General features: G+C 71.7%; 8 protein-coding genes and 1 pseudogene. 4 read left to right on the forward strand and 5 right to left on the reverse strand.

The genetic code is table 11. The features are described from left to right. The 5 genes from QOZ89_RS06135 to QOZ89_RS06155 all read right to left on the reverse strand — a co-directional run. The coding region (locus tag QOZ89_RS06135; protein ID WP_312623232.1) for an MMPL family transporter at positions 1 to 2,229 on the reverse strand (2,229 nt) is incomplete at its 3' end. A gap of 161 nt (positions 2,230 to 2,390) precedes the next feature. Next, positions 2,391 to 3,902: a protein kinase domain-containing protein gene (locus QOZ89_RS06140; RefSeq protein WP_312623234.1), complete on the reverse strand. Its 1,512-nt coding sequence runs from the start codon at positions 3,900 to 3,902 to the stop codon at positions 2,391 to 2,393. A 171-nt stretch (positions 3,903 to 4,073) separates the two neighbouring features. Further along, entirely contained in the window at positions 4,074 to 4,901 is an 828-nt protein-coding gene (locus QOZ89_RS06145; RefSeq protein WP_312623237.1) for an LmeA family phospholipid-binding protein, read from the reverse strand. Positions 4,902 to 5,232: 331 nt separating this feature from the next. Next, a complete protein-coding gene (locus QOZ89_RS06150; RefSeq protein WP_241842366.1) occupies positions 5,233 to 6,297 on the reverse strand; it encodes a phosphotransferase family protein in 1,065 nt (354 codons plus the stop codon). Positions 6,298 to 6,586: 289 nt separating this feature from the next. After that, positions 6,587 to 7,885, reverse strand: a complete 1,299-nt coding sequence (locus QOZ89_RS06155) for an ABC transporter substrate-binding protein (protein WP_071053700.1) — start codon at positions 7,883 to 7,885, stop codon at positions 6,587 to 6,589. A gap of 351 nt (positions 7,886 to 8,236) precedes the next feature. Here QOZ89_RS06155 and QOZ89_RS06160 point away from each other — a divergent pair, with 351 nt between their 5' ends. The 4 genes and pseudogenes from QOZ89_RS06160 to QOZ89_RS06175 all read left to right on the forward strand — a co-directional run bounded on the left by QOZ89_RS06160 (position 8,237) and on the right by QOZ89_RS06175 (position 12,757). Further along, positions 8,237 to 9,448 (forward strand): CaiB/BaiF CoA transferase family protein, encoded by a 1,212-nt coding sequence (locus tag QOZ89_RS06160; RefSeq protein ID WP_071053723.1) that lies wholly within the window; start codon positions 8,237 to 8,239, stop codon positions 9,446 to 9,448. A gap of 89 nt (positions 9,449 to 9,537) precedes the next feature. Next, positions 9,538 to 9,948 (forward strand): annotated as a pseudogene (locus QOZ89_RS06165) (Zn-ribbon domain-containing OB-fold protein); the annotation flags it as partial. A gap of 8 nt (positions 9,949 to 9,956) precedes the next feature. After that, a complete protein-coding gene (locus tag QOZ89_RS06170) occupies positions 9,957 to 11,159 on the forward strand; it encodes a thiolase family protein (RefSeq protein ID WP_071053699.1) in 1,203 nt (400 codons plus the stop codon). Between the two features lie 128 nt (positions 11,160 to 11,287). Then, a complete protein-coding gene (locus QOZ89_RS06175) occupies positions 11,288 to 12,757 on the forward strand; it encodes an aldehyde dehydrogenase family protein (protein WP_071053698.1) in 1,470 nt (489 codons plus the stop codon). The last annotated feature ends 2 nt before the right edge of the window (positions 12,758 to 12,759 follow it).

Consider the following 12,759-nt stretch of genomic DNA (forward strand, 5'->3'; position numbering starts at 1 on the left):
CGCGGGGGGGGGGCCCCCCCCGCCGCCCCCCCCGACCAGGTCGTCCGCGGGCGGCGCGTCCACCTGGTCGGACGGTATGTCGATCTTGTCGGCGGGGCCTTCGATCGCCAGGTGTGGTGTGAGGCGGTCGGCCCAGCGAGGATATGCCCACACCCGGTCGCCGATCATCCGCAGGAGCGCCGGGACGAGGATCATGCGCACGACGAAGGCGTCCACGACGACCGCGAGGGCCAGGCCGATGCCGATGCAGGAGACGATCCGCTGGCCGCTGAACCCGAACGAGGAGAACACGCACAGCATGATGACGGCGGCGGTGGCGATGACCTTGGCGGTTTCGGCGACACCCACGCGGATCGAACGCGTGTTGTCGCGTGTGTGCGCCCATTCCTCGCGGATGCGGCTCACCAGGAACACCTGGTAGTCCATCGACAGGCCGAACATCACCCCGACGACCATGATGGGGACGATGTAGGAGATCGGCGCGCCGTCTCCGACGCCGAGCAGGTTGCTGGCCCAGCCCCACTGAAAGATCGCGGTCAGTGCGCCCAGGCCCACGAGGATCGTCGCCAGGTTGCTGACCGCCCCGACCAGCGGCACCAGCAGGCTGCGGAACGCGAGCACCAACAGCAGGAATCCGAGGCCGGCCACCAGCACCAGGTAGAGCGGCAGCTTGCTCATCAGCGCGTGCGCGATGTCGATGTTGGTCGCCGTCTGGCCACCGACGGACACCTGGAGGTGGCTGCCGGTCTTGGCGGCCGGGATCACGTCCCGCCGCAGGTGATCCACCAGGTCGACGGTCGCCTTGGCGCCCGAGCTGCTCGACGGCGTCACCTGGACGACCTGGATGCCGTCACCGGCGGTCGCGCCGACCGCGACCGAGGCGATGTCGGGCACCGACGGCAGCTGCGTGACCAGCACGTCCAGCGCCCGCGCGGAACCCGCGTCGGGAGTCTCGGCCACCAGCAGGAGGGTAGCGTCGATGCCGCCGCCGAACGCGGGGCTCATCAGCTCGTAGTACTGACGCGACGTCGAGCCGGCCGGGTCGCTGCTGGCGTCGGCCTCACCGACCCGCATCGACAGCACCGGGAGCGCGAGCGCGGCCAGTACGACCAGCGCGAGCACCGCCATCGGCGCGGGAACACGGGTGACGAGCGCTGCCCAGCGCCTGGCGGGCCCACGGCGAGCGTGCGCACGTCTCGATGTCGGCCCGCTCACCGCGGGCGCGCCGCTGTTGGACAGGAGGCGGCGCTGTCGGCGGGACAGCACGCGCGGGCCGAGGACGGACAGCAGCGCGGGCAGCAGGGTGATCGCTGCCAGCACGGTGAACAGCACGGTCACCGCGGCCGCCTGGCCCATGCCGGTGAGGACACCCATGCCGACAACGAACATCGCGAGCAGCGCGGCGATCACCGTCAGACCGGCGAAGATCACCGCTCGGCCGGAGGTGTTGCCGGCCTGCCCGATGGCGTCGGTCACCGAGGCTCCAGCCATCAGGGCCTTGCGGTGCCGGTCGACGATGAACAGCGCGTAGTCGATGCCGACGCCCAGGCCGATCAGCGACCCCATAGTGATCGACTCGCTGGACAGGTCGACGACGTGGGACCCGACCATGACGAACAGCAGCGAGGCGACCACGCCGACCACGCCGGTAATGATGGGAAGCGCCGCGGCCCAGGCGGAGCGGAACATCACCAGCAGCACCAGCAGCGCGGCCAGGATGCCGACGACCTCGGCGATGCCGCCCGCCTTGGTCTCGGGCGCGAACGCCTGCCCACCGGTCTCGACCTTGAGGTGGTCGTTCTCGATTGACTGGGCGGCCTGGCGGACCTGGGCGACATCGACGTCGTCGGTGACGGTCACGTCGGCGTAGGCCGTGTTCTGACTGGTGTTGAGCCGCGACGGGTCGCCGGCGGTGTAAGGGCTCGCGACGGCGTCGACGCCGGGCAGCGACGCGACCTTCGCGAGCATGCCGGCGACGTCGTCGCGCACCGGGGCCGAGTCGACGGCCTGTCCGGTGGCGTGCCAGACGATGCGGCCGGTCTCGGTCGAGCCGGCGGAGGTGCCGAGCAGGGTGTAAGCATGCGCCGACTCGCTGCTGGGCAGGTCGGCGACGGTCTTGAAGTTGGACCCCAGTCCGACGACGAGGCTGATCAGGACGACGACGGCGCCGGCCCACACCCCGAGAACGACGAGGCGATGCCGTGCGCACCACCGGGCAAGAACGGACACGGAACTGCCTTTCGCGAGCTCGAATGTGACACCTCACGGTCCCGCCAAGGCTGCCCCGCGGCGTCCACCCTCTGCCGTCATCCGCGCATACCACGACCGCGGTACGCCATCGCAGGTCCTGCCTCAGCGGGCGTACGGGAGTCGTCGGGCTGGAAAGCTGTTCAGATTGGTATCGACACGCCGGTGCCGGTCGAACTGCCGTGCAGTTGCAGCCGGTTCAGTCTTGCTCCCCTGGGGATGTCGAAGACCAGCCTGCCGTGTATCGACGCGCCAGGGCCGGCCGACTGCCATACCGTCTCGCCGAGCAGATAGAAACGAGACAGGTAATCGGCTGAGTGGCGGCCACCGGTGGAGTCGTATGCGTACTGGTTGGCGTTCTGCAGCTGGCGCGACGATTCGCCGACATTGCGGATCGTCATCGTCACCAGGCAGAACTGGCCGTTCGCGCGGCGTGCCAGAAAATCGGGGCCGAGCTGTTCGACGCCGCATTCGACGCCCTCGACGGTGAACTGCAGCCCACCGTCGCGGAAGCTGTCCGGACTCGGCGAGGGGGTCGGCTGCGCCGAGGAGACCGGGGCGGCGGCGGGCGCCGCGGCGGCGGACAGAGCCGAGGACTGGCCGCGGTGTCGCACCGCCACCGTCAACATCGTCGCGAGGGCCAGCAGCAGCACCCCGCCGACGAGCAGGACGGATCTGCGCGCCGGTGGCCGCCGCGGCAGCCACGTCCGGGTCCGCGGTAGCCGCGTCTGTGTCCGTGGAAGCCGTGGTGGGGTGCCGGTGAGGCCCAGCAGCCGGATCGCCGGGTCGGTGGACTGGTCGTCCGGGCGACGCTGGACCAGGCACAGGAGCAGATCCCGGGCAGTGGGCCGGGACGACGGGTCCTTCGCGAGAGCGTTCCAGACAAGATCATCCAGCTGCTCGGGAAGACCGGCCAGATCGGGCTCGGCGCTGGTGATACGCCGGGCCACCTCGAGGTCGGTCTCACCGCCGAACGGGTGCCGGCCGGTGGCCGCGCAGGCGATGAGCATGCCCCAGGTGAACACGTCGGCCGCCGGTCCGATCGGCTGGCCGTTGACCTGCTCGGGTGCCATCCAGCCCGCCGAGCCGAACCCCCAGTCGGTGGGCTTTGCCAGGCCGCCGTCCAGCGTCTGGGCAATGCCGAAGTCGATCACCCTCGGTCCGGACAGCGAAAGGATCACATTGCTGGGCTTGAGGTCCCGATGCACCAGGCCGGCATGGTGGATCGCGGTCAGCGCCGTCGCCACGCCGACCGCCAGCCCGGTGAGCGTGGAGGGGCTGAGCGGGCCGATGGCGACCGCCTGGTCGAGGCGGAGGCCGCCGATGAACTCGGTCACCAGATACGGCGCGAACGCGTCGGGGTCGGCATCGAGAACCTCTGCGGTGCAGAACGGCGCGACCCGGCGCGCTGCCTCGATCTCCCGCCGGAAACGGCGGCGGAACTCCTGGTCACTCGCCAGGTCCGGCCGGATCACCTTGACCGCGACGGCGCGGCCATCGGGGTCCCAGCCGAGGTAGACGGTGCCCATTCCTCCCTCGCCCAGCCTGCTGACGAGCGTATAAGGGCCGACCGCGTCCGGGTCGTACGGCGAGAGTGCCTCGCCCGGAACCGTCGTGGCGCCGGAGCGGCTCGTTGCCAGCGTCCGCTGGGTCACCGGGCCGTCCACGCCCGCCCGCCCCTGGCCGCGCGGTTTTCCATGGTCATCTTGTGGCTCACCTCCAGGTGGATATCTGCTCGCTGGCCTGTCGGCTCGGTGGTCCGTCGGCTCGGCGGTCTCAGCCTGGCGGTCGCGGCTCACCCGACCGCGCCGCCGCGCGGCCGGCGCTCAACAGCCCCGGAGCTGGGTCGTCGGGGTCTGCGTCGTGTCCAGGCTGAGGTCGTGGGCCTCCGCGGTGACCTCGATGCCGGACGGCGTCACCGCGGCCGACGTCACTTCCAGGTCCAACGGCAGGCTGGAAAGCGGTATGGCCACGGTGAGGGCCCGCACGGTGCTCGTGGGGATCCGCACGGCACCCAGTCCGTCGACGCCGAGCGCGGTGGGCGCGAGGGTGAGCTGGTTGTTCTCGACGGTGGCCCGCACGTCGCCGAACACCTTGACCTGCCCGACGAGCGGCACGTCCACCGGTGCCGAGATCCGCATCCCGTCGCTGGCCGCGTTCAGCCGGACGTCTCCGGGCTGGTTGGCGAGGTAGGCGTTGAGATCCGCGTAGGTGAGCCGCACCGAACCGACCACCTGATCGACCGGCAGCGTTTTCACGTCATTGCCGATCAGCTTGCTCAGCGGGAGGTGCACCCCTTTGACATGCACATTGATGTCGTCGACGCACACGTCGGAAACGGCGACCCGGCGAATGCGAAGGCCGATGTCCTTGTAGTCGCCCATGACCACCTGGGTCAGGAACGGGTATCCACCGACCGAGGCCGCCGGCTTGTTCGGCAGCTGCTGGCTCTTCTGAATCTGGCTGACCATCTGGGAGGCCGCGAGGTGAGCCGCCAGCCGGTCCATCGCCCCGAGCACGATGACCAGAAGGACGAGCGAGGCCGCCAGTATCCGGCGCCACCTGCGGCGGCGGCCGGGCTCGACGGCGGCTGCCTGCGCGCCAGCCGGTTCCTCCACGTTCAGCGGCGATGGGCCTGTCCCCGGCGTCTCCACCCAGTTCGGATCTTGCTGCCGCCACGCCTCGTGATCGCCCGCCTCGCGGGACCGCGGCGATCGGACGGGCGGCGGCGGATGGCCGACTGGACGCGGGACGGTAGCCACGGAAGGTGCCTCCAGAATGAGCTTGGGTACCTACCACGCTCTCTGGGATGGCGCCTCCCGTCGTCATCCGTATGTGGACACTTCCGCCTACCGCAGACGTGGTACCTGGACCGACGGCGGGCAGCCGCGATCAGTGCACCGACTCGGCGACCACCCGCCTGGGCCGCGCCGCCACCTACTACCTGCGCTGCCCGCCCGACATCTACCTGCGCGCGACGTCGCCCTACCCGGCGACCGCGGCGAAGACGTCGTGGTCCGCGGCGGCCGTTCCGAGCCGTTCCAGGAGCGAGGCGGTGATGGGCGGGTCGACCTTGACCGTGACGCCCCAGAGGTAGAAGCCGTGCAGGACGCCGCGGCCAAGGAGGTTCCACGCCTCGTCCCAGGCGGGCGCCTCAATCCCGGCCGCCCGCAGGCGGTCGAGGTAGTGCGCGAGAAGGTCGCGTTCGTGGCTTCTGCGGTCCGCGACGCTCAGCACGGAAGCAATGTGATAGCCGACGTCGAGGTACCAGGGCCCGCGCTGCACCAGCTGCCAGTCCATGAACGCGGGCCGCCCACGGCCGTCGAGGTAGAGGTTCCCGATGTGCGGGTCGCCGTGGATCACGGTCCAGGGCGAGGCGCCGGTGACCTCGTCCGCCAGGGTTCGGTAGCACGACACGAGGCGCTCGGCGTCGCGGGCCTCGTCGGGGACGCCGGCTCCGATCCAGCAGGCGAAGTTCGCGGCGATCTCGGTAAGGCCGCGTAGCCGCAGGTACAACTCCATGCGGTTGCGCAGCCAGCCGACATCGGCGAGGGCCGGATCCGCCCAGGTGCTGGCATGCAGGGTGGCCAGCTGCTCCAGGCTCGCGGCTGCCTGGTCCGGGGTGAACTGGCTCAGCCCGTCGAGGAAGATCGCGCCGTCGGTGACCACGTCCTCGGTGATGAGGATGTTCCTGCCTGTCTGAGCGTCGACGTCCGCGAAGACGCTACGCAGGGTGCGGACGCCGGCACGGCCGGCCAGGTCCCGGTAGAAGCTGGTCTCGGGTATACCCGCGGCGCTGGCGGGCCGGTTGACCTCGCCGAAATAGCCCTTGGCGCACAGATGCGGAGACAGCCCGGACGGAACCCCTCCGGCGCACTCGATGTGGAACCGGGCGTTGGTCGAGACACGGCTGACCACCGGGCCCGGTGTGACCGCGGTGACCTCGATCCCGGGGAAACGGGTTCCCAGTGCCTCGCTCAGCCAGCGAGGCGACAGCACGTCGGCGAGGTTCTCGGGTAACGCGACCCTACGGTCGGTGGACTCGGGCACGATGCGTCCTCCTAGGTCAGGCACGGTCGGACGGGAATTCGGACGGGAATTCGGACGGGAATGGTGACTGCCGACAGATCCAGAAGCAGGCTCCCTTGGGCTGTTCGGGATGCGCGGTCAGCTCCGCGATAGCTCTCGGCTTCACGATGACGCGGCGGCGCGCCCCGAGAGCCCGGAGCGCGCCGCCGCGGACACGACCGGAGGCCACCGGTCCGCCGAGCGCGGACCGGTGGCCGGGCCTGGCCGTCCATGGCCTAGACTCCGGTGGCCGGGCCTGGCCGTCCATGGCCTAGACTCCGGCGACCTCGTATGTCGTCGGCCGTCCCTTGTCGTCGAGCGTGGTGATCAGCCCGCCGCGGACACACGCGGCCGGGAGGGCCGGAACCGCCTTGCCGCCGCACTGGAACCGCCGTCCGCCGGAGCCGGGCAGTTCCTTCTGGGGCATCGTCCTGATCGTTGCGGCGACCGTCTGCGGCGTGATGTCACCCTTGAGATCCGCCACAGCCGTCTGCAGACCGGCGACCGCCATGAAGGTGTTGATCCCGGCGATCTTGCTCGTGTCGATGCCCTGGCCGTAGGTCGTGGCGACAGCGTTGAAGAGCTGGGTCGACGGGTTGTCCGTGCCGAGCGGCGCCGCCGCGGCGAGGCTGATGCCCTTGAGCTGGCCGCCGGGAATGGCGGTGCGGGTCGCGTCGGTGATGCACTGCGCGATGGCCGAGATGGGACCGGTGAACCCGACGGCCTGCAGGCCCTTGAGGGCGCTGATGCAGAACGAGTCGTTACCCAGGATGAACACCGCGCCGCCGTCGGCCGCGATCTTCTGCATCTGCGGCGTCATGTCGGCGGTTCCCGGGGCGATGGCGACCATCTCGAAGTCGAGGCCCGCCTGGTCGAAGGCCGGGGCGGCGGATGCCAGCACACCCTTGGCGGCCGGCACGTCGATCACCACCGCGGTGACCTTCTTGACGCCCGCCTTCTTCGCGATGGTGATCGGGAGCCCGATGTCCTCGAAGGTCGGGTCGGAGAGCGTGAAGGTGCTCTTGGTGTCCTGGACTATGGCGGGAGCGCTGGCCAGGTAGAGCACCACGGGCACGCCCGCGTCGTGCAGCGGCGTCCAGGCGGCCTCCTGCGCGGCGACGCCGCCGACGACCACGGCGACGGCGTTCTGCTCGATCATCTGGTTGGCGCAGTCGGCGGTCTTCGACGGGTCGGCCTGCGATTCGCAGGTCACCATCTCGATCGGCCGGCCGCCGATGCCGGAGCGGTGCTCGTTGAGGTAGCTCGCGGTGGCCTTGGCCACCTGGATCTCGACGGACTGGTCGGCGATGGCCGACTTCCCGTCGGAGATGAGGCCGATCTTCACCGAAGCGCCGGTCGCCTTCGCCACGGGTCCCAGCGCGTTGGTCGCGGGTGTGGCGCTGGCGTTCGTCCCCCCGTCGCCGGGCGCGTCGGAACCGCCGCCGCAGGCCGAGACGAGCAGCAGGCTCGCCGCCAGCCCGCCAGCCAGAGCGGTTAAGCGGACCGCGGTCGTGCGCGTTGCCACCTGTCTGCGCCGTGGTGCGCCTTGGTGTGGGCCGTTGTGCCGCATGGGCGAGTACCTCGTTTCGCTAGTTCGTCCCGGACGTCGAGACCGGAGAGGCAGCAGTGATCGGAAGCCGTGGTCGGCCACGACGGTCGCCGTCGCCGTGGCTCGCGGCGCCGGGACCTGGGGCGTTGGCTGGCTGGTGGCTGTGAGGAGGATCGCAACACCCTCGAGAGAAGTCAACGTTCCGCATAACGCGATACGAGGACTTCCCAAACCGAACTGGGCGACCTACAGTCGGCGGTCACCGGCAGTCGGGCGGTCGCTGGGCGGCGCCCCCATCTGACCGGCATGGCCAGCCGGCCCCAGCCCAACGAGCCGGGCGTGCTCGTCTCGATCAAGAAGAGGAGGTGGCTCGTGGGGAAGGGTGCCTTCGACGGCTTACGCGTCGTCGAGCTCGCCCAGTGGGTGTTCGTACCCGTCGCCGGCGCGTTGCTGGCGGACTGGGGGGCCGACGTGATCCGGGTCGAGCGGCCCGAAGGTGACCCGTACCGCGCGCTCGCCACCCAGGGCATCGGCACCGACAGCGGCGGGGTGAACCTCTCGGTCGCGCTGGCGAACCGCGGCAAGCGTTCGGTCGCGCTGGACCTGCGCACCGACGCCGGCCGCGCCGCGCTCGACCGGCTGCTGGCGACGGCCGACGTCTTCCTGACCAACTTCCGGCCCGGCGCCCTGGACCGTCTCGGCCTCGGTGCCGACGACCTGACCGGGCGCTTCCCCCGGCTGGTCTACGCCCGGGGCCATGGCTTCGGCGTGCGCGGCCCGGGCGCTGACCGGCCCGGGTACGACTCGTCCGCCTTCTGGGCGCAGGGCGGGATGGCGCACGTGCTAACGCCGCCGGACCGGGATGCGCCGATCGGTCAGCGCGGCGCGATGGGCGACCGCAACGGCGCGATGGCGCTGGCCTTCGGCATCGCCACGGCGCTGCTGCGCCGTGAGCGGACCGGTGAGGGCGGCGTGGTGGACGTCTCGCTGCTGGCCACCGCGATGTGGACGCTGTCCTCCGACGTGCTCGCGGCTCTGACCGGCGGACGACCGCGCGCCGCGACCGGGAGCGGGGGGTACGTCAACCCCCTGGTCGGGGCGTACCGGACGAGCGACGGGCGGCACATCCAGCTCGTCTTCCTGGAGGCCGACCGCTACTGGGACGGCTTCTGCCGCTTGGTCGGCCGCGAGGACCTGGCCACCGACCCGCGCTTCGCGGACCTGCGCGCCCGGGCCGAGAACCGGGACGCCTGCGTCGACGAGCTGGAGGCCGAGTTCGCGAAGCGGTCCTTCGTCGAGTGGCAGGACCTTCTCGGCCGGATCGACGCGCCGTGGGCTCCCGTGCAGGCCGTCGAGGAGCTGCTCGCCGACCCGCAGGTGCTCGCCAACGACTACCTGGGTGAGGTGGACCCGGACGGCGGTCCTGCCTACCGGCTGCCGAACGTGCCGGTGCAGCTCGACGGCCGGCCCCCCGCGCTGCGGCGCGCCCCGGAGCACGGCGAACACACCGAGGCGATCCTGCTCGACCTCGGCTACACCTGGGAGCAGATCACCGAGCTCAAGGACGCCGGAGCGATCCCGTGACGGCGCCGCGACCTCGCCCGGCCGAACCGAAGCCGGCCGAACGGCACGCCGCCGAACCGCGTCCGGCTGCGTCCGGGGCGGTCCCGCCGGTGGAGGGCCGGCCGCTTCCGGTCCCGGACGCGGTGTCGGCCGCCTACTGGGACGCCGCGGCCAGACATGTTCTGACCACAGCCCGGTGCGCGCGCTGTCGCGCCTTCGCGGTCCCGCCCGACCAGGTCTGCCCGGCCTGCGGAAGCTCCGACCCCGGTTTCGCCTTCGAGGAGGTCAGCGGGCGGGGGGTGGTCCGCTCCTGGACGGTCGTCCGGCAGTCGAACCTGGCGGGGTTCGCCGCCGACGTGCCGTTCTATCTCGTCGACGTCGAGCTCGTCGAGCAGCCCGAACTGCGCATGATCGGCCGTCTCCTCGACGGGGCCGCCGCCGGGCCGCGGCTCGGTGCCCCGGTCGCGGTGGCGTTCGAGGACGTTGCGCCCGGCGTGGCCGTCCCGGCCTTCCGGCTCGCGGGGACACCATGAGCCCCGGGTCCGGCGCGCGCGGCCGGGTCGCGATCGTCGGCCACGGGCACAGCCAGGTGTGGCGGCACGCGCCGCGGGCGCTGGGCGCCGTCGCCGTCGACACCGCACGGGCGGCCATCGAGGACGCGGGACTGAAGCCCAGCGACATCGACGGGTTCGTCACCGCCCCGCTGTTCCCGACAGCCGGGGCGCACACCGTCGAGGACGGGGTCAGCACGGTCACGGCACAGTGGCTAGCCGACCACCTCGGCGCCGCGGCCAGGTACGCGGCTGGGTTCCAGGGCATCGGGCAGCTGCCCGGAGCCGTGGCGCTCGCCGTCGGCGCCATCGTCAGCGGCGCCGCCGACCACGTGCTGCTTCACCGGGCCCTGCACAACCCGCCGGGCCGCTATCACGGCAACCCGATGCGGACCGCCGGGGGCGCCCAGCAGTGGACCGCGCCGCAGGGGTACTTCGGGCCGTTGCCGATGATCGCGCTCCCGTACAACGAGTACCTCCAGCGCCATGGCGCCCGCCGGGAAGCGATGGCGACGGTGGTGGCCGAGGCGCGCAAGAACGGCGCGCGGATCCCGTGGTCCTACTGGTACGGGAAACCGCTCAGCCCAGACGACTACCTGTCCGCTCCGATGATCAGCGATCCGGTCTGCAGGTACGACTGCGACCTCCCGGTCGACGGGGTTGCGGCGTTCGTCCTGACGTCCGCCGAACGGGCCCGGGACCTGCCACACCGGCCGGTTCACATCGCCGGGTGCGCCTCCGCCGCCCCGCCCCGCCACAGGTTGCCGCTGCACTGGCCGCTCGACGACATCATGGCGGCCGGCACGGGGCTGGTCGGCCGGCTGTGGGAGGCGGCCGGGGTCCGACCGGGCGAGGTGGACCTGCCGCAGCTCTACGACGGCTTCTCGCCGTTCGTCTACTTCTGGCTCGAGGCGCTGGGGCTGTGCCCCATCGGCGAGGCGCACCGCTTCGTCCAAGACGGCCGGATCGACAGCGACCTGCCGGGCGGCCTGCCGGTGCTCTCCGGCGGCGGCGCCCTCGGCAACGGTCGCATGCACGGCGTTCCCCAGATGCTCGAGTGCTACCTGCAGCTGTCCGGCCGGGCCGGACCGCGCCAGCGTGCGCGCGCGACGGTCGGCGTCGCCTGCCAGTCCTCACCCCACTTCGGCGGCGCGGTCGTCTACACCGCCGAACCGACCTGAGAACCGTCACCTTCAACAACCCGCGCGTTTCGCGGCCGCGTCCACGCCCGCGAACGGGTCGAGCCGGCCCGACTCGCGTGGCGCCGACCAGCGTCGGCGCACCCCTGACACAGGAAGGAGCGGGCCTCGTGACAAAGATCCTCGCCGAACGCCGCTCGTACATCGCCGGCAGCTGGGCCGACGGCGACGCGACGTTCGACATCGAGAACCCGGCCGACGAGTCGACCGTGGCGAGCGTCGTGGCGGCGTCGCCCGCCGACGTCGAGCGGGCGGTCCTCGCGGCGCGAGACAGTTTCGACCGGGGAGTCTGGGCCGACGCGCCGGTCACCGAGCGCGCCGCGGTCCTGCGCGCCTTCCTCGACCAGATCGAGACCTGGCACGCGCCACTGGTAGCCACCATGATCGCCGAGGCGGGCCAGCCGACCGCCTTCGCCGAGCACGCGCAGTACCAGGCCGGGATCGCGCTCGCCCGCGCCACCATCGACCTGTACCTGTCGATGGCGCACGAGCAGGCCAGCCCGGTCCCACTCGACGAGCTGGTACGCGCCAGGCTCACGGCGAGCGTGCGCCGCCACGAGCCGATCGGTGTCGTGTCGGCGATCACGCCCTACAACGGCGCGATCATCATGGCGTTCCAGAAGCTGTTCCCGGCGCTGATGGCCGGGAACTCGGTCGTGCTGCGGCCGAGCCCGCTCACGCCGCTCTCGTCGCTGGTCTTCGGCACCGCCGCGGACGCCGTGGGCCTGCCGGCCGGTGTGCTCAGCGTCGTCGTCGAGGACGGCTCCGCCGGCGCCGAAGTGCTCACCACCCATCCCGCGGTCGACATGGTGTCGTTCACCGGCTCGACCGCGGTCGGCCGCCGCATCCTCGCCCAGGCCGCCCCGACCGTGAAGCGGGTCGCGCTCGAGCTCGGCGGCAAGTCGGCGCAGATCTACCTGCCGGACGCGGTGGACCGCGTCGCCGCCGGCGCCACGGCGGTCGTGGCGATGACCGCGGGCCAGGCGTGCGTCGCCGCCACCCGCATCCTCGTCCCCGCGGACCGCAAGGACGAGGTGGTCGACACCGTCTCCCAGACGTACGCCGCCCTGGTCGTCGGCCCGCCGACCGACCCGGCGGCCACGATGGGCCCCCTCATCAACGACGCCGCCCGCGCCCGCTGCGCCACCATCGTCGCGGCGGCCGAGCGGCACGGCGGCAAGATCGCCCTCGGCGGCGGCCGGCCGGCCGGGCTCGACCGTGGTTACTACGTCGAGCCGACGGTCCTCGACCTGCCCGACAACGCCAACCCCGCGGCGCGGGAGGAGATCTTCGGCCCGGTGGTGAGCGTGCTCGGCTACCGCGACCTCGACGACGCGGTGCGCATCGCCAACGACAGTCCCTACGGCCTGTCCGGCCAGGTCTACGGCAGGGACCTGGCGGCGGCGACGGCGGTGGCCCGCCGGCTGCGCACCGGAGCGGTCAACGTCAACGCGAGCCTCTTCAGCGCCTACGCGCCGAGCGGCGGCTACAAGCAGAGCGGCCTCGGCCGCGAGCGCGGGCCCGACGGCATCCGGGCCTTCCAGGAGGTCAAGCACATCGCCATCGGCGAACTGCACTAGGG

It is taken from the genome of Pseudofrankia coriaricola, from assembly GCF_032027725.1.
Lineage (GTDB): Bacteria > Actinomycetota > Actinomycetes > Frankiales > Frankiaceae > Pseudofrankia.